The organism is Nocardiopsis prasina DSM 43845 (assembly GCF_000341265.1).
GTDB lineage: Bacteria > Actinomycetota > Actinomycetes > Streptosporangiales > Streptosporangiaceae > Nocardiopsis > Nocardiopsis prasina.
Genome location: NZ_ANAE01000075.1, coordinates 71,679 through 93,570, shown reverse-complemented (window position 1 = coordinate 93,570; position 21,892 = coordinate 71,679). Strand labels below are relative to the sequence as shown.

Below are 21,892 nucleotides of genomic sequence, written 5' to 3'. Positions count from 1 at the left end.
CACCAGGACCGGGCCACCGGGCGCACCGTACGCCGTTACGAACGCGACAAGCCCGGCGAGCTGGTGGTCGGTTTCGACGGCGCGCTACGTGCGACCGAGGACGGGGTCGACTGGACGGACCTGGCCCCGGGGGTGGAGGCGGCCGCGCTGGCCGTCTCGGACGACGGCCGGACCGTCGTGGCCACCACGCCGCGGGGGCCGGTGCGCTCCACCGACGGCGGAGCCGGGTTCGAGGCGGTGCCGGAGGCTCCCCCGCTGGCGCTGGTCGACTGGGTCCCCGGGGGTCCGACGGTGTTCGGGGTGGCCGTGGACGGCGGCGTGTACCGCAGCGACGACGCCGGTGGGAGCTGGGAGCGCACCGGTGGGCTGCCGGGCGGTCCGGAGGCACTGCACGCCGACGAGGACCAGGTCATCGTGGTGGCCGACCTCCACGTGGCGCGGTCCACGGACGGGGGCGCCACCTTCGACGCCTGGTGACGGGCGTGGAGGGGGTTCCCCTCCCGGGGAGCCCCCTCCACAGGTGCACCCTCCATGGAGTGCCGGGCCGGACGGCACCGCGAGACGCCGTGAGCGGGACTGCCGGACTCGGGTGAGGGGAGAGTTCGTCACCGTCCGGGACCGGCCCGAGGCCTGGCTCGACGCGTTGGACGCGTTCCTGTCCGAGCCGTGACCCCGGGCCGTCCGACGGGTGCTCCTCCGGGCCGGGTCAGCCCGTGGTGGCCGGGATGACGCTGCCCTGGTACTCCTCCTCGATGAACCGGACCGTCTCCGGGGAGGTGAGCAGTTCGACGAGGGTGGCCACGCGCGGGTCGTCGGCGTTGTCGGAGCGGGCCGCGAGGACGTTCACGTAGGCGTTGCCCTCGACCTCCTCCAGCAGGATCGAGTCCTCCTCGAAGTCCAGCCCGGCCTCCTGCGCGTAGTTGTTGTTGACGATGGCCGCGTCGACGTCGTCCAGGGAGCGGGGCAGCTGCGCGGCCTCCACCTCGCGGAAGTCGAGGTCGAGCGGGTTCTCCTCGATGTCGTTCAGGCTGAAGGTGGCCTCGTCGATCCCGTCGGCGAGGGTGATCAGGCCGCCCTCCTCAAGCAGGAGGAGCGCACGGAACTCGTTGGTGGGGTCGTTGGGGAGCGCGACCTCGGCGCCCTCCTCCAGCTCGTCGAGGGAGTCGACGTGGTTGGAGTAGAGGCCGAGCGGCGGCAGGTAGATCTGCTCGACCGCGACCAGGTCGGTGCCGTTGCCCTCGTTGTACTCGAGCAGGAACGGCTCGTGCTGGTAGAGGTTGACGTCCAGCTGTCCCTCAGCGAGGGCGGCGTTGGGCGCGATGTAGTCGGAGAACTCCTGGATGTCCAGGTCGAGCCCGGCGTCGGCGGCCAGCTCCTCCTGGACGAACGCGAGGATGTCACCGGCCGGGACGGCGGTGGCCCCGACGACGAGGGTGTCCGCGTCTTCGGAGGGGGCCGACGCGTTCTCGGAGGGGGCGCCGCAGGCGGTCACCGCGAAGAGGGCCAGGGCGGCGGGGACGGCGAGTGTGGCGCGGCGCATGAGGGTCCTTTGCATACTGCGGACTGGTGGTTCCAGGAACGGGAGAAGGGTCCCGCATTTCCTATTAACCCGATCTTAAATCAGATATAACCGGGAATCCCAGTCCTCGTGACCAACCGCACAGGCCCTGACCAGCCCGAAGGACCATGGTCAACCCTTGAAGCATCGCACACCGGCCTGTGCGCGCCGCACGGCGGGGGCACCGGGCGAAAGGACCGCTCCCCGGGCCGGAAAGCCCTGCCGCGTCAGGCTTGTAGGCGGGGAGGATGCCGCCTAGCATCCAGCAATGCGTACCCCCTCACCCCTTCCTGACCGGTTGACCGGCTGCCTGATCGGCGGAGCGATCGGTGACGCGCTCGGCGCTCCCGTCGAGGGCCTCGGGCTCGACCAGATCCTGGAACGCCACGGCCCCCAGGGGCTGACCGAGTACGTCGAGGGCTCCTACGGGATCGGCGCGATCACGGACGAGACCCAGCTGACCCTGCGCACCTGCGACGCCCTCGTCCGGGCCTCCGTGCGCGCACGGAACAAGGGGATCGGCGGGGCCGCGGTGGACATGGTCCGGACGGCCTACGTGGACTGGGCGCGGATCCACCGCGACCCTGCCGGGTCGGGTCCGACCGTCGACCCCCTGCACGCTCCACGCGGCTACGGGGCCGCCACTGTCGCGGCGCTGCGTGAGACCGGGGCGTGGAAGCCGGTCAACAAGTCCAAGGGGTGCGCCGCCGTGGTGCGCGTGGCCCCGTGCGGGTTCGGTGCGGGGGACGCCGAGCGCGCCTTCGAGCTGGCCACCGAGGTGGCGGCCCTGACCCACGGTCACCGGACCGCCCACCTGGCCGCCGGTGTGTTCGCCTCGACGGTGTGGGGGCTGGTCCGCGGAGCCGAGGTCGCCGCCTCCCTGGCCCGGGCCCGGGAGTTGTTGGAGGGGCACACCGGCCACGGCGAGGTCTCACGGGCGCTGGACGGCGCCGTCGCGAGGGCGCGCTCAGGGGTGCCCACCGCCCGGGACCTGTCCGAACTCGGCGACGGCTGGACCTCCGAGGAGGCCCTGGCGGTGGCGGTGTGCGTGGCCCTGCGCGCCGAGGACCTCGCTACCCGGGGCGGCGCCCCGAACACGGCCGGGATCGGCCGGTCCGCGCTCCGGTTGGCGGTCAACCACTCCGGGGACAGCGACACCCTCGGGTCGCTGTGCGGGAACCTGGTCGGCGCCCGGTACGGGGTGCACGCCTTCCCCGGACACTGGCAGTCCCAGTTGGAGGTGCGGGAGCGGGTGATCGGCCTGGCCGCCGACGCCGCCCTGGAGTACGGTCCCTGCCCTCCCGCCGCGCTGGGCCGCGACGGCGCCCACGAGACCTGGACCGTCGCCCACTTCGAGCGGTGACCGGGTCACGGTGGCACGCAGCTAGGCCCCCGTGACCCCGGCCCGGCGTTCGAGTTCGAGGTGGCGCTCCTCGACCCGGAACCCCAGAGCCACGTTGATGTCGCGCATGTAGCCGTTGCCCACGGCGTTCCAGGTGCGCACCGCCGGGCGGTCGGGGAAGTCCCGGACCAGGCGCTCCAGGTTGTGGACCTTGAGCGCCCGGCCCAGACGACGGCCCCGGTGCGCACCCGTCACCAGGGTGTCCTCCTGACCCACGACGTCCTCCCCGGCCACCAGGGACAGGACGGTGAAGCCCGCGAGTTCGCCCGAGGGCGCCTGCGCGACGGTGACCAGGGCGACCGTGCCCGCCCTCGCGCGCCGCGCCTCCAGCGCGCGGACGCGTTCCACGTCCCAGACCTCGGGGACGTACGACATGTCCCCGGAGGGCATGTCCCGCTGCATGACCGTGCACAGGTCGGCGTAGGCCTCGACCAGGTCGTCGGGGCAGGCTCCGGTCCACTCGCGCATCCGGTAGTCGCCCACGTCCGGGCGCAGTCGGGCGAGGAGCTCCGGGGCCACGGGAAGGTCCAGTAGGAGGGAGTCCTCCTCCAACCCCACCGTGAAGCCATGCCCGAGCGCGAACCGGGACCCCGGCCAGGACCGCCGCGACCACCCGGACGGCACGGGGACCTCCGCGACGGCGACCGTGCGGCCCAGCTCCGCCATCCGCCGTTCCGCCTCCGCCAGCAGACGTGCGCCCAGGCCGCGACCGCGACGGTCGGGGACCACGGTCACGCACACGTCGGCGTACTCCGTGTTCTCCTTCAGGGACAGTTCCAGCATCAGGGTGCCCACGATCCGGTCGCCCTCCCAGACCGCGTGGAGCTGGTGGGCGGCGTCGTCGCGTTCGGCGGTCACCGCCCCGCGCAGGGCCTCGCGCGGGATGACGCCCCCGGTCTCCCGACCATCCAGCCAGGCCACCCGGTAGGCCTCGTACCAGGAGTCGAAGGCGTGGGCGTCGTACGGATCGATCCGACCGATCATGGGCGGGTACCTCCAGACGTGGTGTCGGCCCCGACATCATGCACGGAGCGCCCTGGCCGGGGCCACACGTTTACGCCGTGTCCCGGGGGCGGCCCGAGCGAAGGCTCCGGCCGCCCCCGACACGCGGATCAGGCCATGTGAGAGCGGACCGCCTCGCGGATGTGCTCCGAGTGGAGGTAGATGTCGTCCAGGGAACCGAGCAGGTGCCGGGTCTCGTTCTTGGCGGCGTCGAAGGTGCCGAGGTACTTCCTGGACTTGCCGTTGAAGTGCAGGCGGGCGATCGGCTTGCGGTTGTTGTCGTCCAGCAGGACCGCGAAGTAGGACTTCGAGTCGCGGTGGACGACCCGCTGGGGCTTGACCTCGCTGCACGCGATGGCCTTCACGATCCGGTAGCCCTCCAGTTCCTCGAGAGTGGTCTCGATCCCGTCGCCGCGTTCGACCTCCTCCGTCTCGTCCGCCTCCTCGGCGCCGTCGGTCTCCGCACCCGGCTCGGGGAGGGTGAAACCGGTGGTCAGGGCGGACTTCAGACGGCTGTTGACCTGGTCGTTGAGGAACTGGGCCCCGGCCTCCCGGACCAGGGGCCCGAACTGCTCACGGGCGCGGCGGGTGAACTGGCCCGTGTGGACTCGGCTGGTGAAGAACCTGATCCAGTCGTCCTCCGGCTCCTGGAACTGTGCGGCGAAGGTGCGCTTGATCTCCCCGAGGTACTTGAGCTTCTCGGCGGAGCTGATCACCGACTCCAGGTCGAAGGCGTCCTTGGTGAGCTTGCGCAGTTCCGGGAGGAGCGACTCGTCGACGTCGTTGAGGTCCAGGACCAGAAAGGGTTTGGAGTCCATCCGGTTGGGCGAGTCGAGGTCGGTGTAGAACTGGTAGACGACACCGTTGGTGAGCACCGCGACACGCGCGTTGGTGACGCTGAAGTAGCGGTAGAGCTGCGAGGCGTGTTCGACCGTGAGCGAGCCATTCGACTTCTTGCACTCGACGAGTATCCGCACCTCGTCGTCCCACATGATGGCGTAGTCGACCTTCTCACCCTTCTTCACGCCGACGTCCGCCGTGAACTCGGGGACGACCTCGCGGGGATCGAAGACGTCGTAGCCGAGAACCGTCGAGATGAACGGCATCACCAGGGCGTTCTTCGTCGCCTCCTCGGTTCCGATGAGGTCCTGCTGCTGCCGCGCCTTCGCGGCCACAGCGGCGATCCGCTCGCTGAATTCCATGCACACTCCTCCGCCACAATTCGATGCGAAGACACTAGCAACACGGGAAGTACAACAAGAGACCAGAAACTCATTCGTTATGCCCTTTGTTCGGAGAAATGATCGTCTCCGGCTTTTCAGTGCTTCCGGTAAACGAAATTCCCCGACCCGCGTCGTGGACGCGGGAAATGCGGAACGGGCGGAGCGGGCCCGAACTCGGAGCCGCGCCCCACCCGAGGGTCCGCACTGGTCAGAGGGCCTCGTCCGGCTGTGCGGGAACACCCACGGCCTCGGCGAGCGCGGCACCGAAGGCGGCCATCCCCTGGGCGTTGGGGTGCAGCGGCGCGGCGACGCTGGTGGGGATCAGGCCCTCCAGGTAGCGCTCGCCGTGCGGCGCGCACACGTCGTGCCCGACGCTGACGGCGGCGAGGTCGACGTAGGTGCCGCCGTGCGCGAGGGTCTGGCGCTCCAGGGTGTCGTTGAGTCGGTTGACCGAACCCTGGACGTAGTCGGCGTCGCGCCCCCACACGGGTTGGACCGGCCAGCAGCCGCCCTCGCGGACGTAGGTGCCGTAGCCCGCGACCACGATCTCCGCATGGGGAGCGCGGTCGCGGATCTCCCCCAGGGCCTGGGCGAGCACGGGCTCCCAGGCGTCGATGTCCTCGGCGATGCGGTCGGTGGTGCCGCCCTCGGTGAAGCGTTCAGCGCAGGAGCGGCCCAGGGGTTCGCGCAGGAGGTTGACACAGCTCAGCGCGGCGCCGACCAGCTCGACGTCGTTGCCGCCGATGGTCAGGGAGACCAGGTCGGTGTCCTCGTCCAGGGCGTCGTACTGCGGCGGGAGGAAACCGAACTGCTGGCCGGCGAAGTCGGAGACCTTGGCACCCGAGCAGGTGACGTCGGTGAGGTCGGCGCCGAGGGCGTCGGCGGCGACGCGGGGGTAGTTGCGGTCGGAGCGCAGGCAGGCGAGGTTCGGGTCCTGGTCCGGGATGAGTGGCCCGGCGGCCGCGGAGTCGCCGAGCGCCACGTAGGCGAGGGGTTCGACTTCTCCTTCCTCCGCCTGGGCCGGAACGGCCGTAGCCATTCCCACACCCAACGTGACCACTGTGGTCACCGCGATCCTGCCGAACCCTTGCCTGCCCACGGGGCCTCCGTTGGTCGTCGTCGTGTGGCGCTGCTCTCACATGATGTCGAGCCGGGTCGGCCCGTGGGCACGAAAACCACGGAGAGTGCTCACAACGATGCCTTCCGTCTGGGGTTTGCGCAGGTGGGAGCGGCGGCGTCGACCTCACGTGACGATGGCCCCGAACGCGGGCGTCACGGTGGTCCCCGTGGTCCCTCGCCGCGCTGGAAACCCTTACGGGGTACTTACTCCGGGCGGGTAGAAGGGTGCATACGACTCCCAACCGGGCTTCGGCCCACGGAAGAAACGAAGAGCGATGATCAGTGACGTGATCGACTGGTTCAAGGGTCTGTTCGGCGATACGGCGGAGCAGGTCACGGACGGGGTGAGCCAGACCCTGGACCAGGTGGGCGGCGGGGCCGAGGAGGCCGTGGGCACCTTCCAGGAGACCGGCCAGGACCTGGTGGGCCAGGACTACGGCCAGGTCGCCGAGGACGCCCTGGGTGGTGTGACCGAGGGTGTCACGGACAACGTGACCGAGAGCGTCCAGGGGTTCCAGGAGCAGGCGGAGACCATCGGCGGTATCGCGGAGGACCCGATGGGCGCCGCCGTGGACGAGGCCCGGGACCGCTTCGGGCAGGGCTGACCCCCAGCGCCGCAGGCACCCCCGGGGCGACCGGGGGGCCGGGAGAACCAGGCGGCCTCCGGGACCCGGCGGGGCTGGCCTCGTCCAGGGGCGGGGCCGGATCCGGGCCGTACGCGACTACTCGCCCCCCGGGCTTCCTGGGACGTCGTCCAGGTTCAGGAAGCGCTCCCCCAACACCTGATCGCCCAGAACCTGCCCGGTCGGTGAGAATCCGACCCCCCGGTAGAAGCCCTCCGGTCCGCCCTCCCCCGGCACCCAGAGAACGGTGAGCCGGTTCCGCCCTCGGCGGCGGGCCTCACGGGCCACCGCCTCCACGGCGAACCGCCCGTAGCCGAGCCCCTGGTGCGCGGCGGACACGTTCAGCCGCCAGATCCCGCAGCGGAAGGCGTCGATTCCGGAGTCGGGATCGAAGCCGCCCATGACGAAACCGACGACCTCGCCACCGGCCAGGACCAGCCGGGGCCAGGCCACGTCCGAAGGGGCCGCGTAGGCCTCGGCGAGGGACCGCTCCACCGGCGCGACGAAGCGTTCCTGGTCGGGGTGGACACGCAGATCACAGGCAGCTCCGACGTTCTCCGGGGTGATCCTGGCCAGACGCGGAGCGGGGGGTGTGTGGTTCATGGACACGACCCTAGGAGGCCCCGGGGCGCGAAAAAGCCGCTGTGGTCCGTTGTCAGTGACCGGGCAGGGCGCCGCCGTTCACACCCAGCACCTGTCCGGTGGTCCAGGACGCCTCGGGGGAGGCGAGGAACCCCACCACCGCCGCGATGTCGTCCGGGGTGCCCGCTCGACCGACCATGGTCTCGGCGGCGAGGGTGTCGTGTCGGGACGAACGCCCCTCCTCGGTGAAGAACTCGGTGTCCTGCACGTAGCCGGGGGTGAGGGTGTTGACGGTGATACCGTCGGGGCCGCCGCGCCTGGCGAGGTCGATCCCCCAACCGCAGAGTCCGGCCTTGGCCGCGGCGTAGGCGTCGCCACCGCCCCGATGCGCGGCGATGGAGCTGATGTTGACGACCCTGCCTCCCGGGCGGCGGAACGCGGGCCACAGCGCCTGGGTGAGCATCATCGCGGACAGCAGGTTGGCGTCGATGGTGCGGCGGTAGAGGTCGAAGAGGCCCCTGGTATCGACGGGGTTCTCCTTGATGATCCCGCCCGCGTTGTTGACCAGGACGTCGACGGCTGCCTCCGACAGCCTTTCGGCCACGGCCAGGACGGCTTCCTCGTCGGTGAGATCCACTGGTAGGGGGACAACGCGACCCCCGGGGTGGGCGGCAGCGACTCGCTCGAGGGGTTCCCTGCGCCTGCCCAGGACGTACACCTCGTCCCCGCCCGAGACGAACATCTCGGCGATCGCCCTGCCCATGCCGGTACCGCCGCCGGTCACGATGACTCTGCGCATGTGTGCCTCTCGCTGGGATGGTTCCGTGAAGACAACCACGGGGCCGTCGCGAGGAGCAACGCCTTTCTTGGGAGCTGGCGATCGCCCGACACCCGGGCTCGGGGAGCCACTCATGATGACTACTCCAAGTAATATCACCGTGACCCCAAGTCGTCGATCCGCTCCGGAGTACTCGTGAAACTGCCCCTGCGGCCTCACCAGCTGGTCCTGCGCGTCGCGACCGGCGCGTCCATCCTCAACTCCGGGCTGAACAAGCGCGGCGCGGACGAGGACACCGCCATGGGTCTGCACGGGATGGCGGTGGGCACCTACCCCTTCCTGGACAAGCTCGACCCGGTCACCTTCGCCCGCCTCCTGTGCGCCGGGGAGATCGCCCTGGGCACCGCGCTGCTGGTGCCGTTCATGCCGAACAAGCTCGCTGGAGCCGGGTTGAGCGCCTTCGCCGCCGGGCTGCTCGGCATGTACCTGCGCACACCCGGCATGCACAAACCCGGCAGCCTGGCACCCACGTCGGACGGCGTCCCCCTGTCCAAGGACCTGTGGCTGCTCGGCGCGGGGCTGTCGCTGATCCTCGAGGGCTGCGAGAAGGACTGAGACCGGGCGGGCTCTCCGGACGAGGGACGGCTACTGTGGTGCGGGCCCCTAGCCCTCCCCGATCCGAAGGGCCGCCCCCATGTCCTCCACCCCCCGCCGCACCGCGCTGGTCACCGGCGCCTCCTCCGGGATCGGCGCCGCAGTCGCCGCCGCCCTGGTCCAACGCGGCTACCGCGTGTTCGGCACCAGCCGCGACCCGGCGGCGGTCCCGGCTCCGGTGCCGGGGGTCGTGTACCTGGCCCTGGACCTGACCGACTACGCGTCCGTCGAGGCCTGCGCGCACGCCGCCGGTGAGGTGGACGTGCTCGTCAACAACGCGGGCGAGAGCCAGAACGGACCCATCGAGGAACTTCCCATGGACGCCGTGGAGCGGGTGTTCCGGCTCAACGTGTTCGGCGCGGTCCGCCTTACTCAGCTGGTCCTGCCCGGGATGCGCGCCCGTGGCCACGGGCGCGTGGTGATGGTGGGATCGATGCTGGCCAGCTTCCCGCTGGCCTACCGGTCCTCGTACGTGGCGACCAAGGCGGCGGTGAAGGGGTTCGCGGACGCCGCGCGGCGCGAGGTCTCCCCCTATGGAGTGGGCGTGACCACCGTGGAGCCGGGGTCGATCAACACCGGGATCAGCGAGCGGCGCACCCAGTACGTGGGTGAGGACTCGCCCTTCCGGGACGAGTACCGGACCATGGTGAACACGCTCAACGCCAACGAGGCCAAGGGGATCTCGGCCGAGCGGGTGGCGGCGACGGTGGTGCGCGCGGTCGAGGCGAAGCGGCCGCGGCCGCTGTACGCGGTGGGCAGCAACGCGCCGCTGGTGTTCGCGCTCCGTCGGTTGCTGCCCCGGGCCGCGATGCTGGGAGTCGTGGCCCGCAAACACGGGCTGAGGTGACGCCCCGGGCCGGCCTGCTGCGGGGAGCCCGCCGCGAGCGGGCGCGCCGGGTCCCTTAGGTTGGCCCTGACAGGCATCCGACCTCCGGAGGTACACGCGTGACCAGTGTCGTGAAGTTCAACGTCCTGACCGTCCCCGAGGGCGGCGGTTCCACGTTGGAGGAGAGGTTCGCCAAGCGGGCCGGACTCGTCGAGGACCAGGAGGGGTTCGAGGAGTTCCAGCTCCTGCGGCCGGTCGAGGGTACGGACAAGTACCTCGTCTACACCCGCTGGCGGTCCGAGGAGGACTTCCAGAACTGGGTGAACGGGCAGGCCTTCCGCAAGGGCCACGCGCAGGCCGCGGCCGACGCCAGGAAGGACGGCCAGGCCCACGGCGGTCACGGCGGCCCGGCGGCGTCCAACAGCGAGATCTGGGGCTTCGAGGTCGTCCAGCACGTCAAGGCGGGCTGAGCCCGACCGGCCCCTGCCTCACCGCCGCGACCGCTCCGGCCTGCGGGCCTCGATCAGGTGGCGGGACGAGTGGGCCACGAACGGCCCCCGCTCCTCGATCTGTTCGTGCAGCTCCCGGAGCCGGTCGCGGTGGGTGTCCACGGTGAAGCCGGGGACCATCCACACGACCTTGCGCAGGAAGTACGCGACGGCGCCGATGTCGTGGAACTCCATCCGTAGCCGCTCCGACCTCAGGTCGACGACCTCCAGACCGACGGCCTCGGCCCCGGTCCGGTCGTGGTCCGGGTGGCGGGCCTCGCGTGTCTCCCGGGGCTGCGGGCCGAGGAAGAACTCGACCAGTTCGAACACGCTCGACGGCCCCACGTGCTGTGCCAGATAGGTGCCGCCGGGGGCGAGGACTCGGGCGATCTCGTCCCACCGGACGGTGACGGGGTGGCGGCACACGACCAGGTCGAAGGCGCCGTCGGCGAAGGGCAGCGGGGGTTCGTCGGGAGCGGCGACCACCGCCACTCCCCTGGGGTGCAGCAGACGGGTGGCTGCGAGGACGTTGGGCGGCCACCCCTCGGTGGCAACGGTCAGCGGCGGGTACACCGGGAGACCGGCGAGGACTTCGCCGCCCCCGGTCTGGATGTCGAGGGCCGCGGTGGCGCGGGCCATCCTCTCGCCCATGAGGCGCTGGTACCCCCAGGAGGGACGCTGCTCGGTGGCACGCCCCTCGAACCAGGAGAAGTCCCAGCCCTCGGTCGGTTCGGCGGCGGCCTCGTCGAGGAGGTCCTGGAAGTCTCGGCTCATGGACGCATGGTCGCCCAACACCGCAGCCCGGTCCAACCGTTTTCGCCGGGCCCGGGGACGACCCGCGACCCGGCGCGTCCCGGGTCGACCGGCGCAAAAGGGCTTGCGGGGCTCCGAGAACCACCGGTATAACTCCGAGGGTCGCGACGACTCCCCGGCGCGGCGACGACGAGAAAGGAGGCACATCCGATGTTCCCTGTGATCACCGCGTCCGTGCCCTCCCGGGTCGACGACCACCGTTGACCCCGGCTACGGCGGGCGCACACACCGAAGGTGCAGCCTTGACCGTTCTTCCGAACGACCTGACCATCCGCCCCATCACCGGTCCCGAGGAGCTCGAACTCTTCAACCGGCTCCCCTACCTGCTCAATGACGAACTCGCCGACGATCTCGCGCGGGGCCGTCGACGCCCCTCCTGGATGTGGATGGCCCTCGACGGCGACCGTCTCCTGGCCCGCCTGTCCTGGTGGTGTCGGCCCCAGGACGACACCCCCTTCCTCCTGGACCTGCTCGACGTGGACGACGACGCCCAGGACGTCGACCTCATGGCCGTGGCCGACGAGCTGCTGCGCACCGCCAACGCCGCTCTGTTTCCCGACGGTGTCCCGATCGCCCTGGGTGACACTCCCCCGCCCGAGTACTTGCGCTTCGACGTCGCCGACTGGCGCTCCGAGGAGCGCTCCCGGAACCGGGTGGGACGACGTCTGGCGGTGGTCGAGCGCTCGGGTGCCGTGCCGCTCGTCGAGCGTCTGCGCTACGAGTGGAGGGACGAGACCCCACTCCCCGAGGGCAGCGGCCGCCTGGTGTTCCGTGGAGTCGAGGGCACCGAGGACATCCTCGGCCTCATGACCCGTGCCCTGGAGGGCACCTTGGACGCCCACGACCGCCTGGACCTGCGGGAACGCTCCGCCGAGGAGGTGGCGGCGGCCAACTTCGCCGACGAGTTCGCCAACTACCCGACACCGCGCTCCTGGTGGCGAGTGGCGACACTCGCGGACGGCACGCCGGTGGGCTTCGTGATCCCGGCGCGCAACGCCTACCACCCGATCATCGCCTACATCGCGGTGCTGCCCGAGCACCGGGGCAACGGGCACATCGACGACCTGCTCGCCGAGGGAACCCGCGTCCTGGCGAGCGAGGGCCTCACGTACGCCCGAGCCGCCACGGATGTCGGGAATATGCCCATGGCCCGGGCCTTCACCCGGGCGGGGTACGACACCATCAGCGGCGTGGTCAGCATGACCTGGTCGCGGTAGGTCCCCGTCCCCGGGGCGAGAGGGACGTCGCGTCGTCCCTCTCGTCCCGGACCACGACCGCAGGTCAGCGGATCCCGGCCAGGGCGCATGGTCAGCGGTCCCTGGTCCGGGGCCCCGGGCCACGGAACCCCGGTCAACGAGCCCCAGCGATGATGCGACCGGTCTCCGCGACCGCCGCGAGCAGGTCCTGGGGGTCCGCGGTCATCCCGGCGACCACGAAGTCCACCTCCTCCAGCCCGGCTCTGGACAGCAGGGTCTTGTCGTTGGTCACCCATTCGCCGCGCGCCGCCAGCACGGCGTGGGCCGCGTACGAGGCGGCCTGGGCAATCATCCCCGTGCACTGGGCCACCCGCCCCTGCGGTGCGTGGCCGCGCTCCGCGTAGGCGAGGGTGGCGGAGGCGAACCCGCGCCAGCGCGGCGGGGCGTCGCGTCGGAGTGCGTCCGGGTGCGCGGGTCGGGGCAGGTCACCGACCAGGACCCGGCCCACGGCGAGTTCGGCCACCACCAGGTAGGTGGGGATGCCCACCAGGTGGAACAGGAGCGGCTCCACGTCGAACCGCCCGTGTTCGGCCTCGGCCAGCTGGTGCTCCACCGCGTCGAGGTCGCGGTAGTGCACGTCCACCGGGCGGCCGTCGATCCTCAGCCAGGCGCCCCCGTTGAACACGCCCTCGCTCCAGCCGCCGAACTCCGAGACCTCACCCTCCCAGCCGACGTCGCGCAGGGCCTGGGGGGAGAACTCCCCTCGGGAGCCCCGGTAGTAGACGGCGAGATCCCAGTCGCTGTCGGGCCGGTGGGTCCCCTGGGCGCGCGACCCGCCGAGGCTGACCGCCTCGATGCCCGGGAGGTCGGCGAGCCGGTCGGCGGTGGCCGTGAGGAAGTGTTCGTCGGAGAGGGTCATGACTCCCATGATGGCCGTTGTGGCCCGAAGTGCGCTCTCCCGTTCTCCAGCCTGTGGAAAACCTCTGGCCAGCGGATCACGGAGGTTCCTAGGCTGCGAGGTATGGAACTGCCCCGATTCGAGGACGCCGTCCTGCGCTCACTGCGCACGGAGGAGGTGCACGTGGGCCTGTCCGGGGCCCGGGTGTTCCGTATGTACGACGACGCGGACCGGCCGGTCGCGGTCTTCAAGGGGGTGCCGCCCGACCGCCCCGACCTCGCGAGGGAGCTCGACGGCGAGATCTCCCGGACCGCGTGGATGGCGCGCTTCGGTCTGGCGACACCGCGTGTCCTGGAGCACGAGTCGCGAGAGGACGGGCCACCCCGGTGGGTGGTCTCCAGCCACCTGCCCGGCGTCCCGGCCCACGAGCCGGAGACCGCCCGTGAGCACCCCCGGCTGGTCGAGCTGCTGGCCGAGGCGGCCCGAACGATCCACGCGTCGGAGGTCGGCGCGGTGGAGGTCGGCGCGGTGGAGGTCGTCCGCGAGCGGTTGGCGGAGCAGCTGGAGCGCGCCCGCGAGCGGGTGGCGTCGGGTCTGGTCCAGCGCTCCTGGCAGGGCAGCCGCTACGCCGGTACCGACCCGGCCCGGGCCCTGGCGGAGGTGGGGCACCGGGTCGAGCGGGCGGGCCCCCTCCCGGAGGTGGTGACCCACGGGGACTTCTGCCTGCCGAACGTGCTGGTCACCGCCGACGGCGCATGGGGGCTCGTGGACCTCGGCCAGGCCGGTGTGGCGGACCCGCACCGGGACCTGGCCGCGATGGTGGGGAGCCTGCTCAGCCCGTTGAACCCCCAGTTCGGCCAGGCGGACGCGGACCGGTTCCTGGACGCCTACGGCCGGGACCGCGTCGACCCCGAACTGCTCTCGCTGCACTTCGGGGTCGACGACTTCTTCTGGCCGGTGCCCCCGGCGTGACCCGGCCCCGGCGGATCAGGGCTCCAGGGCGTCGTCACCCCGCTTCCCGTGCGGCCTGCCGTTGCCATTGCCATTGCCGTTCCCGTTGCCGCCGTTCGACGGCCCGCCCTTGCGCCGGTGCTGGCGGCGGAGCCTGCGTGACCGGGCGGACAACGGGGTGCGGCGGACCCGCTGGGCGCCGGAGCCCTCCGCCGTCTCCGCCTGGAGCGCGCGCACCAGGGAGAACATCATGAAGAAGCCGATCACGAAGAACGGCAGCCCGAACACGATGATGGTCTGTTGCAGCGCGTCCAGTCCGCCCACGCCTGAGGCGGTGAGCACGGTCGCGGCCACCACGCCCTCGGTGATGCCCCAGAACACCCGCTGGCGGGTCGGGGACTCCTCCGTTCCCGAACAGAGCATGTCCACCACCAGGGACGCCGAGTCCGACGAGGTGGTGAAGAAGATGATCACGATGACGATGCACATGGCCGAGACGAAGGTCGTCCACGGGTAGTGCGTGAGGAAGGAGAACAACGCGCCGGGGATGTCTCCCTGGTCGACGACCTCCTCGACCAGGCCGCCGCCCCGGTTCATCTCGATGTCGAAGGCCGACAGGCCGAACACGCTGAACCACACGATGCTGAAGGCCGTGGGCAGCCCCAGCACGCCGAGCACGAACTCGCGGATGGTGCGGCCCCGCGAGATGCGTGCGATGAAGATGCCGACGAACGGTGACCACGTGATGGTCCAGGCCCAGTAGAAGACCGTCCACGTGCCCTGCCAGCCCGTGTTGCCGAAGGTGTCGTTCCAGAAGGAGAGGGGGATGAGCCACTGCGCGTACACGCCGGTGGTCTCGATGACGCCCTTGGCCAGGTAGAGGGAGGACCCGGCGGCGAACACGAACACCAGCAGCGCCACCGCGATGATGATGTTGATCTGGGAGAGCCACTTGATGCCCACGTCCAGGCCGGACGCCACGGAGATCACGGCGACACAGGTGACGATGGCGATGAGGATCACCTGGTTGAGGCGGCTCTCCTGGACCCCGAACAGCGTGTTGAGCCCGCTGTTGATCTGCATGGTGCCCAGACCGATGGTGACCGCCACGCCGAAGAGGGTGCCCAGGACCGCGAAGATGTCGATCGCCCGGCCGAACGGCCCGTTGACGCGGTCGCCGAGGAACGGGTGGAAGATCGAGCTCACCCTGAAGGGCAGGCCCTTGCGGTACACGAAGTAGGCGAAGGCCAGGGCGGGCAGGCAGAAGATCGTCCAGGTGTGCAGACCGAAGTGGTACAGCGTGAAGCCCATGGCCTGTTGGGCGGCCTCGACGGTTTCCGGCTCGGCGTTGCCCTGCGGGGGGTTGGCGTAGTGGCTGATGGGTTCGGCCACGCCCCAGAACATGAGGATGCTTCCGATTCCGGCCGCGAACAGCATGCAGAACCACGTGATGTTGCTGTAGTCGGGCCTGCTGTCGGGCGGACCCAGACGAATGTGCCCATATCGACCGAAAGCGATCCATATAAGAAAGACGAGAAAGGTGGTCACACCCAGGATGTAGAGCCATCCCAGGTGGGACAGGATCCACTCGGAGGTGGCACCGAAGACCAGGTCCACCGTGTCAGTGAAGGTGATCGCGCACACCACGAAGAACACGGTCAACGAAGCCGAGACGAAGAAGATCGCCGGGTTCGTCTCCAGACCCAGCTTCCGTGCCAGTTTTTCGAACATACCGGCTGCTTTCTGGTGGTTCGGGCTGGTTCGACCAGTGGGGTTTGTTCGTCACCCGACCAGCCGGCGCCTAGGGCAGGGGCACGTAATAGGAAGACGTCCTCTCTTCTGTCACATGCCCACATTCTGACAGCGAAACCAGTCCTCACGGGACAAAGAACCACCACCCCCGGAAATCCCTCAAAAGACGGTCGACAAAACCCGACAAAACATCATCGGCTTATTTATCATCCAAAATAGGGATAAACCTTGCCGAACACACACCGTTTCCGACCGTCCGCCAGGCGTGCTCGCCCCCGGGACGGGGCGGGCGAGGGCGAAGGTTCGTGGGGGTCCGTGGGGGAAGGAGGCCTGCGAACCCGAACCCGTTCGACCCTGGGAGTGCCTCGTGGACGCAGTGCTGTTCGACATGTTCGGTGTGGTCGCCATGGACCAGTCACCGACGGTCCGAGCCGCGATGGTGGAGTACACCGGGCACGACCACGACGCCTTCTGGGCCGCCTACTGGGCCCCGCGTCAGGACTACGACCGCGGCGACCTGGACGGGCCCTCCTACTGGCAGGCGGTGGGCGAGCTGCTCGGAGAGACCTTCGATCGGGAGCGGGTCGAGCGGCTGCTCGACCTGGACCTGGACAGCTGGTCGCGGCTGAACGAGGACTCGGTGGCGCTGGTGACGGAGCTCTCCGACGCGGGCGTGCCGCTCGCCCTGCTGTCGAACATCCCACCGGAGCTGGCCGCGCGCTTTGAGGAGCGGCACTCCCGAGCGCTGGACCTCTTCCCCGTGCGGGGGTTCTCCTGCCGGATCGGCCACGCCAAGCCCGAGGCGGGCGCCTACCGGTGGTGTCTGGAGCGCATGGACGTCCCCGCCGGCGACGTGTTGTTCGTGGACGACAACCGGGCCAACGTCGACGCCGCCGGGAAGCTGGGGTTCCAGGGACACGTGTTCACGTCGGTGCCCGAGCTGAGGCAGGCCCTGGGCCGGGACTGACCCACGGGCTGGTGGCGGTCGCTCGGGCCGCCACCAGTGGCGCGTCGGTGTCGTCTCCGAAGCTCTACCGGTCAGACGTCGAACTCGCGCAGGAGCTCGGCGATCCTCTCCGGCTGCTCGTACAGGGACAGGTGGCCCGCCCCCTCGATGGTCCGCACGCCGGTGTTGAGGAACCGGCGGGCCGGTCCGTGCAGGCGCGCGGGTGAGAAGAACGGGTCGTGCGACCCCGTGGCCACCCGGACCGGAATACCGGACCAGGCCAGGAAGGACTCCGCGTTCAGCGGGGTCGGGGTGGAGTGCGTGCGGCAGTAGCGGGCCACCAGCGTCAGCCACTCGGCCTCGGACCGGTGCTCCGCGCAACCGGTGTCCGTGGACGGGCCGCTGAGGAACTCGATCAGCCGGGTGCTGGTCTGCTCGTTGGGGTGGATCATCCACGGCAGGGTCGCACGCATCGACTCCGAGCTGACCCCCGCCGCGGTCAACCCGGCGGGGTTGAGCAGGAGCATCCCCGCGACCAGCGGGTTCGGAGTCGAGGACAGTGCGATCGCGGCGCCCCTGGAGTGGCCCAGCACGATGACCGGGCCGTCCGTGATCTGGGGCAGCAGCTCGTCGAGCCACTCACCGTAGGCCTCTATCCGGGCGCCCGCGGTCCGTTGGTTGCAGCTCAGACCCGGCTGTCCCGGAAGGTCGACCAGCAGGACCGGCCGGTCCGCGGCGAGCGCGCGGGCGGCGGGAACCGTGGTGGCGGCGTTGAAGTTGGTGCCCGACAGGACCAGGACCGGCGTACCGGTCCCACCCGAGGCGCGGAAGGCCTGAGTGGGGCCCAGCCGGGTCTCCACGGGCGGAAGGGGTCCGAGTTCGGGCCACTGGCTCAGGGCCTTGTGACACCAGGCGTGAACTGACCGCTCAGCGGTTGCGGAGCGGTACACGCGCGCTGTGCGCAGGGGGACGACGGTCATGGATCTGGTTTCGCGTAGAGAGAGATGTGGTGTCCGCCGCGTGAACTTTCCCGGCGCACCAGAGAGGACTGTACGCCTCTGTTCGGCCCCCCGCCACTCCAGAGCGGAGGTGCCCGGTGTGGTGTCGCCGACCAGTCGCGCACAACGGACTCATACCCTTCCCGGTGTGTCACCAGTTGTGGGTGTTTGCCCTGGTGTGAGGGTTGCTCATCTCGTCCGAAAGCGGCCATCGGCCGGAACGGAGTTTGGTTCGGACCCGGTACGGTTCCGGAGGTTCGGGGACCGATGATCCTCACTCCGGCCGGACCGGTCATCGGATGGCGTCACAAGGGGTGATGGGACGACACGGGCCCGCCGAGCGGTGCTCGGCGGGCCCGTGTGCGGCGACCGTGACGAGGAACACGGCCGGACGTCCGGCGCTAGTTGACGTGGTCGGGGTCCGGACCGATCCGGCCGTCGCGGTCCAGCGAGCCGATCCGGGCGATGTCCTCGGCCGTGAGCTCGAAGTCGAACACGTCGAAGTTCTCCCGGATACGTGCCGGGGTCACGGACTTGGGGATGACGACGTTGCCGAGCTGGAGGTGCCAGCGCAGCGCGACCTGGGCGGCGGTCTTGCCGTACGCGGCACCGAGCTCGGCCAGGACGGGGTCGTCCAGCAGCCCCTTGCCCTGCCCCAGGGGGCTCCAGGCCTCGGTGAGCAGGCCGTGGGACGCGTTGGCCGCGCGCATGCCGGACTGCGAGAAGTAGGGGTGCAGCTCGATCTGGTTGATCGCGGGCACGACCTCCGCTTCGCCCACCAGACGCTCCAGGGTCGCCGCCGTGAAGTTGGACACGCCGATCGCCCGGGCACGGCCCTCGGCGTGCACGCGCTCCAGCGCCTTCCAGGTCTCCACGTAGGTGTCGTGGGCCGGGGTGGGCCAGTGGATCAGGTACAGGTCGACGTAGTCGGTGCCCAGACGGTCCAGGCTGGCGTCGAAGGCTCTCAGGGCCCTGTCGTAGCCCTGGTCGTCGTTCCACAGCTTCGTGGTGAGGAAGATGTCCTCGCGGGCCACGCCGGACTCGGCGATGGCGCGGCCGGTGCCCTTCTCGTTGTCGTAGACCCGAGCGGTGTCGATGCTGCGGTATCCGGCCTCGATGGCGGTCGAGACGGACCGGTGGGCCTCGTCGTCGGGGACCTGCCAGACACCGAATCCGAGCTGCGGCATGGTGAGGCCGTTGTTCAGCGTGACGTACTGCAAAAGGGGAGGCCTTTCGACTGTGGGGTGCGGGTCGCGGGTCGGGGCGGTGCCACGGGCGAACCCTCGCGCAGGTGGGGCCGGGTTTCGGTCGGCCCACGGGACCCGAGGGTAGACCCGGGTGGCATACGGCGACCAATAGAATCCATCGGATGAGCAATAGGATTTCCAATGGTTCGACCCCGCCAGGGATACTTCCCCGCACCGAGGGTCCGTTGGACCTCCAGTTGCTCCGCACCTTTTTGGCCGTGCACCGCTCGGGGTCGTTCACGGCCGCGGCCCAGCTGCTGCGTCTGTCACAGCCGACCGTGACCACCCAGATACGGTCCCTGGAACGGCGTCTGGGCCTCGAGTTGTTCGAGCGTCTGCCACGCGGCGTGGCTCCGACCCCGGACGCCAACGATCTCGCCGTCCGCGTCTCGGGACCGCTCGACGCCCTGGAGACGGTGGCGTACGGGGACGGCGCCGATCCCGGCTCGGTACCGACGGCGCCCCTGCGGCTGGCGGGCCCCGCCGAGCTTCTCTGCGAACGCGTGCTGCCCCTGCTCGCGCCGCTGGTCTCCGACGGCCGGCTGCGGCTGCGTGTGCGCACCGGGCTCGCTGACGACCTGTTGGAGGAGCTGCGGGCCGGGCGGCACGACCTGGCTCTGTCCACCATCCGCCCCCGGGGCCGGACCCTCCTCGCGGAGCCGCTCATGGACGAGGAGTTCGTCCTGGTCGCCGCGCCCGTGTGGGCGGAGAGGATCGGGCTCTCCAGGGTGCGGCGCCAGGGCTGCGCGGCCCTGTGCGAGGTCCCCCTGGTCGCCTACGCGGACGACCTGCCCATCGCCCGCCGGTACTGGCGCCACGTGTTCGGCGCGCGGTTGACCCGCTCCGCCGAGCTCACCGTCCCCGACCTGCGCTCGGTGACCGCGGCCGTGGCGCACGGGGCCGGCATGACCGTCCTGCCGCGCTACCTGTGCGAACGGGAGCTGCTCGACGGGAGCCTGGTGGCCCTGCTGGAACCGGAGGACCCGCCGTTCAACACGGTGTACCTGGCCCGCCGCCCCGGAGCGGCCGACAACCCCCACCTGGATCTGGTCCGTTCGCGGCTGGCCGTCGCCGCCCGCTCGTGGTGAGCCCGCGAACGCCGACGAGCGGTTTGCCAAGCCCGACCCCCGCGACGACCTGGCGGGATACGGTCGCCGGATGAGCGAGCCGACCCAACCCCGCCTCCAGGTGGTCCTGCCCAACGAGTCACCGGCGACGCCCCCGCGGGCCCTGGTGGACCTGGGCGTTCGCGCCGAGAAGCTCGGCGCCCACACCGTGTGGCTGCCCGACCACCTCCTGCCTCCCGAGCCCTACGGCACCACGTTCGGGGGCGTGTACGAACCTCTCGTCACCCTGGCGTACCTGGCGGCCCGCACGGAACGGGTCCGACTGGGCACGTCCGTCCTGGTGCTGCCGATGCGCGACCCCTTCCTGCTGGCCAAACAGGTGGCCACCCTGGACCGCCTGTCCGGGGGACGGTTCACGCTCGGCGTGGGCGTGGGGTGGTCGCGCGAGGAGTTCGACTCGGTCGGGTCGGACTTCGCCACCCGTGGCCCGCGAGCGGACGAGACCCTCGCGCTGCTGAGGCACCTGTTCGAGGGCGAGGGGCCCTTCCACGGTCGCTTCCACGACTACGAGCACGGCGTGTTCGCGCCGCGTCCGTCGCGGCGGATACGGGTGATGGTCGGCGGGGGCTCGGAACCCGCGCTGCGCCGAGCGGCCGCGTGGGCCGACGAGTGGCAGGGGGTCGACCCGGACCCGGAGGCACTCCGGGCGGCCCGCGCCCGGCTGGGGGAGCTCACCCGCCGCCCCGTGGGCACCGGGGTGCGAATGGCATGGACCGGGGGCGAGGAGGCCTTCGCACGCACGGTCGCGAGGTTCCGAGAGCTGGCTGCGTCGGGTGCGGACTCCGTCGCGGTGTGGTTCGGCGAGGTGGAGGGTTTCGAGGAGCGCATGGTGCGGTTCGTGGCCGCGCTGCGCTGACCTACTTCCTGTCGCCGAGCAGGCCCCGGCCCCCGTACTTCTTGTGGATGGCCTGTTTGGAGACCCCGAGGACCTCGGCGATCCGCGCCCAGGTGGCTCCCTCGTTCCTCGCACGGCGTACGAGGACCGCCTCGGCACGCTCGGTCTCACCCCGCAACCGCACCACGGCGTCCAGTCCCGCCAGGGGATCGTCGCCGTCCATGGCGCGGGCCAGAGCGCTGAGGTGTTCGGTGTCCATGGGTCGACTCTAGTTGCCCGCTCGCGGGATCGGGAGAGTCCACGACCAACCGGGGGGAACCGGTTCAAGCCTCCGGGCCGCGCGGAAAGGGCTCGCTAGGTTGGGCCCATGCTCACCATCGAACGCGCCCTGAAGACCGACGTGGAGGCGATCGTCGCCCTACTCGCGGACGACCCCCTGGGGGCCCGCCGGGAGACCCCCGAAGACCTGTCCCGCTACCTGGAGGCCTTCGAGGTCATCGACGCCGATCCGCACCAGTATCTGGCGGTGGCCCGCCGCAACGGCCGGGTCGTCGGCACCCTCCAGCTCACCGTGGTGCCGGGCCTGTCGCGACAGGGGGCCACCCGCGCCCAGATCGAGGCGGTCCGGGTGCACACCGACGAACGCGGCGGCGGCCTGGGATCCACCCTGCTGGAGTGGGCCGAACGCGAGGCCCGGGGGCGCGGCTGCGTGATGTTGCAGCTGACCTCGGACGCCAAACGGCAGGACGCCCACCGCTTCTACCAGCGCCTCGGATACGAGCCCAGCCACATCGGCTTCAAGAAGAGACTGGTCTGACCCGGACCGTGGGAACTTCGGGGTCCGCGCCCCGGGGCGGGGCCTACCGGGAGGGGC

General features: G+C 70.7%; 24 protein-coding genes. 12 read left to right on the top strand and 12 right to left on the bottom strand.

What is annotated here, in order from left to right:
- A partial coding sequence (locus tag D452_RS27610) for a WD40/YVTN/BNR-like repeat-containing protein (RefSeq protein ID WP_017542694.1) occupies positions 1 to 477 on the top strand: 477 nt, incomplete at its 5' end.
- A gap of 229 nt (positions 478 to 706) precedes the next feature.
- On the opposite strand, the gene D452_RS0103105 is transcribed toward D452_RS27610, so the two are convergent.
- Complete coding sequence (locus tag D452_RS0103105; protein WP_017542693.1) at positions 707 to 1,540, bottom strand: MetQ/NlpA family ABC transporter substrate-binding protein; 834 nt, start codon at positions 1,538 to 1,540, stop codon at positions 707 to 709.
- Positions 1,541 to 1,826: 286 nt separating this feature from the next.
- Between D452_RS0103105 and D452_RS0103100 the strand changes: the two genes are divergently transcribed.
- Positions 1,827 to 2,921: an ADP-ribosylglycohydrolase family protein gene (locus D452_RS0103100; protein WP_193374204.1), complete on the top strand. Its 1,095-nt coding sequence runs from the start codon at positions 1,827 to 1,829 to the stop codon at positions 2,919 to 2,921.
- Positions 2,922 to 2,942: 21 nt separating this feature from the next.
- Here the strand turns inward: D452_RS0103100 and D452_RS0103095 are convergent, their stop codons facing one another.
- From D452_RS0103095 to D452_RS0103085, 3 genes are all read right to left on the bottom strand, one after another.
- Positions 2,943 to 3,944, bottom strand: a complete 1,002-nt coding sequence (locus tag D452_RS0103095; RefSeq protein WP_017542691.1) for a GNAT family N-acetyltransferase — start codon at positions 3,942 to 3,944, stop codon at positions 2,943 to 2,945.
- Between the two features lie 128 nt (positions 3,945 to 4,072).
- On the bottom strand, positions 4,073 to 5,164 hold the full coding sequence (locus tag D452_RS0103090) for a type I restriction enzyme HsdR N-terminal domain-containing protein (RefSeq protein ID WP_017542690.1): 1,092 nt from the start codon (positions 5,162 to 5,164) through the stop codon (positions 4,073 to 4,075).
- Positions 5,165 to 5,393: 229 nt separating this feature from the next.
- A complete protein-coding gene (locus D452_RS0103085; RefSeq protein WP_017542689.1) occupies positions 5,394 to 6,224 on the bottom strand; it encodes an SGNH/GDSL hydrolase family protein in 831 nt (276 codons plus the stop codon).
- Positions 6,225 to 6,579: 355 nt separating this feature from the next.
- On the opposite strand from D452_RS0103085, the gene D452_RS0103080 reads away from it, so the two are divergent.
- Positions 6,580 to 6,909 (top strand): hypothetical protein, encoded by a 330-nt coding sequence (locus D452_RS0103080; RefSeq protein WP_017542688.1) that lies wholly within the window; start codon positions 6,580 to 6,582, stop codon positions 6,907 to 6,909.
- 117 nt (positions 6,910 to 7,026) lie between these two features.
- Here the strand turns inward: D452_RS0103080 and D452_RS0103075 are convergent, their stop codons facing one another.
- Both D452_RS0103075 and D452_RS0103070 read right to left on the bottom strand, forming a co-directional pair.
- Entirely contained in the window at positions 7,027 to 7,530 is a 504-nt protein-coding gene (locus D452_RS0103075) for a GNAT family N-acetyltransferase (RefSeq protein WP_017542687.1), read from the bottom strand.
- A gap of 52 nt (positions 7,531 to 7,582) precedes the next feature.
- Positions 7,583 to 8,308, bottom strand: coding sequence for an SDR family NAD(P)-dependent oxidoreductase (locus D452_RS0103070; protein WP_017542686.1), 726 nt, complete (start codon positions 8,306 to 8,308; stop codon positions 7,583 to 7,585).
- A 174-nt stretch (positions 8,309 to 8,482) separates the two neighbouring features.
- Here D452_RS0103070 and D452_RS0103065 point away from each other — a divergent pair, with 174 nt between their 5' ends.
- From D452_RS0103065 to D452_RS0103055, 3 genes are all read left to right on the top strand, one after another.
- Positions 8,483 to 8,902 (top strand): hypothetical protein, encoded by a 420-nt coding sequence (locus D452_RS0103065; RefSeq protein WP_017542685.1) that lies wholly within the window; start codon positions 8,483 to 8,485, stop codon positions 8,900 to 8,902.
- 79 nt (positions 8,903 to 8,981) lie between these two features.
- A complete protein-coding gene (locus D452_RS0103060) occupies positions 8,982 to 9,788 on the top strand; it encodes an SDR family oxidoreductase (protein ID WP_017542684.1) in 807 nt (268 codons plus the stop codon).
- Positions 9,789 to 9,886: 98 nt separating this feature from the next.
- A complete protein-coding gene (locus D452_RS0103055) occupies positions 9,887 to 10,237 on the top strand; it encodes an antibiotic biosynthesis monooxygenase family protein (RefSeq protein WP_017542683.1) in 351 nt (116 codons plus the stop codon).
- A gap of 18 nt (positions 10,238 to 10,255) precedes the next feature.
- Here D452_RS0103055 and D452_RS0103050 read toward each other — a convergent pair whose 3' ends face one another.
- Entirely contained in the window at positions 10,256 to 11,029 is a 774-nt protein-coding gene (locus D452_RS0103050; protein WP_017542682.1) for a class I SAM-dependent methyltransferase, read from the bottom strand.
- 281 nt (positions 11,030 to 11,310) lie between these two features.
- Between D452_RS0103050 and D452_RS0103045 the strand changes: the two genes are divergently transcribed.
- A complete protein-coding gene (locus D452_RS0103045; protein WP_017542681.1) occupies positions 11,311 to 12,285 on the top strand; it encodes a GNAT family N-acetyltransferase in 975 nt (324 codons plus the stop codon).
- 133 nt (positions 12,286 to 12,418) lie between these two features.
- Here the strand turns inward: D452_RS0103045 and D452_RS0103040 are convergent, their stop codons facing one another.
- Positions 12,419 to 13,183, bottom strand: a complete 765-nt coding sequence (locus tag D452_RS0103040) for a nucleotidyltransferase domain-containing protein (protein WP_017542680.1) — start codon at positions 13,181 to 13,183, stop codon at positions 12,419 to 12,421.
- Between the two features lie 102 nt (positions 13,184 to 13,285).
- Between D452_RS0103040 and D452_RS0103035 the strand changes: the two genes are divergently transcribed.
- Positions 13,286 to 14,134 carry an aminoglycoside phosphotransferase APH(3') gene (locus tag D452_RS0103035; protein WP_017542679.1) on the top strand — a complete coding sequence of 283 codons (849 nt, stop codon included), beginning with the start codon at positions 13,286 to 13,288 and terminating at the stop codon, positions 14,132 to 14,134.
- A 15-nt stretch (positions 14,135 to 14,149) separates the two neighbouring features.
- On the opposite strand, the gene D452_RS0103030 is transcribed toward D452_RS0103035, so the two are convergent.
- Positions 14,150 to 15,844, bottom strand: a complete 1,695-nt coding sequence (locus D452_RS0103030) for a BCCT family transporter (RefSeq protein ID WP_026128924.1) — start codon at positions 15,842 to 15,844, stop codon at positions 14,150 to 14,152.
- A gap of 388 nt (positions 15,845 to 16,232) precedes the next feature.
- Between D452_RS0103030 and D452_RS0103025 the strand changes: the two genes are divergently transcribed.
- Complete coding sequence (locus tag D452_RS0103025; RefSeq protein ID WP_017542678.1) at positions 16,233 to 16,832, top strand: HAD family hydrolase; 600 nt, start codon at positions 16,233 to 16,235, stop codon at positions 16,830 to 16,832.
- A 71-nt stretch (positions 16,833 to 16,903) separates the two neighbouring features.
- Here the strand turns inward: D452_RS0103025 and D452_RS0103020 are convergent, their stop codons facing one another.
- Both D452_RS0103020 and D452_RS0103015 read right to left on the bottom strand, forming a co-directional pair.
- Positions 16,904 to 17,791, bottom strand: a complete 888-nt coding sequence (locus D452_RS0103020; protein ID WP_026128923.1) for an alpha/beta fold hydrolase — start codon at positions 17,789 to 17,791, stop codon at positions 16,904 to 16,906.
- Between the two features lie 419 nt (positions 17,792 to 18,210).
- Complete coding sequence (locus D452_RS0103015; RefSeq protein ID WP_017542676.1) at positions 18,211 to 19,029, bottom strand: aldo/keto reductase; 819 nt, start codon at positions 19,027 to 19,029, stop codon at positions 18,211 to 18,213.
- A gap of 149 nt (positions 19,030 to 19,178) precedes the next feature.
- Here D452_RS0103015 and D452_RS0103010 point away from each other — a divergent pair, with 149 nt between their 5' ends.
- Together D452_RS0103010 and D452_RS0103005 are read left to right on the top strand one after the other, a co-directional pair.
- Positions 19,179 to 20,144 carry a LysR family transcriptional regulator gene (locus tag D452_RS0103010; RefSeq protein WP_083927441.1) on the top strand — a complete coding sequence of 322 codons (966 nt, stop codon included), beginning with the start codon at positions 19,179 to 19,181 and terminating at the stop codon, positions 20,142 to 20,144.
- 70 nt (positions 20,145 to 20,214) lie between these two features.
- Positions 20,215 to 21,039 carry a TIGR03619 family F420-dependent LLM class oxidoreductase gene (locus D452_RS0103005; protein WP_017542674.1) on the top strand — a complete coding sequence of 275 codons (825 nt, stop codon included), beginning with the start codon at positions 20,215 to 20,217 and terminating at the stop codon, positions 21,037 to 21,039.
- Position 21,040: 1 nt separating this feature from the next.
- On the opposite strand, the gene D452_RS0103000 is transcribed toward D452_RS0103005, so the two are convergent.
- On the bottom strand, positions 21,041 to 21,277 hold the full coding sequence (locus D452_RS0103000; protein ID WP_017542673.1) for a hypothetical protein: 237 nt from the start codon (positions 21,275 to 21,277) through the stop codon (positions 21,041 to 21,043).
- Between the two features lie 108 nt (positions 21,278 to 21,385).
- Between D452_RS0103000 and D452_RS0102995 the strand changes: the two genes are divergently transcribed.
- The gene (locus D452_RS0102995; RefSeq protein ID WP_017542672.1) at positions 21,386 to 21,835 is read left to right on the top strand and encodes a GNAT family N-acetyltransferase; all 450 of its coding nucleotides are present in this window, start codon (positions 21,386 to 21,388) and stop codon (positions 21,833 to 21,835) included.
- Positions 21,836 to 21,892: the final 57 nt, after the last annotated feature.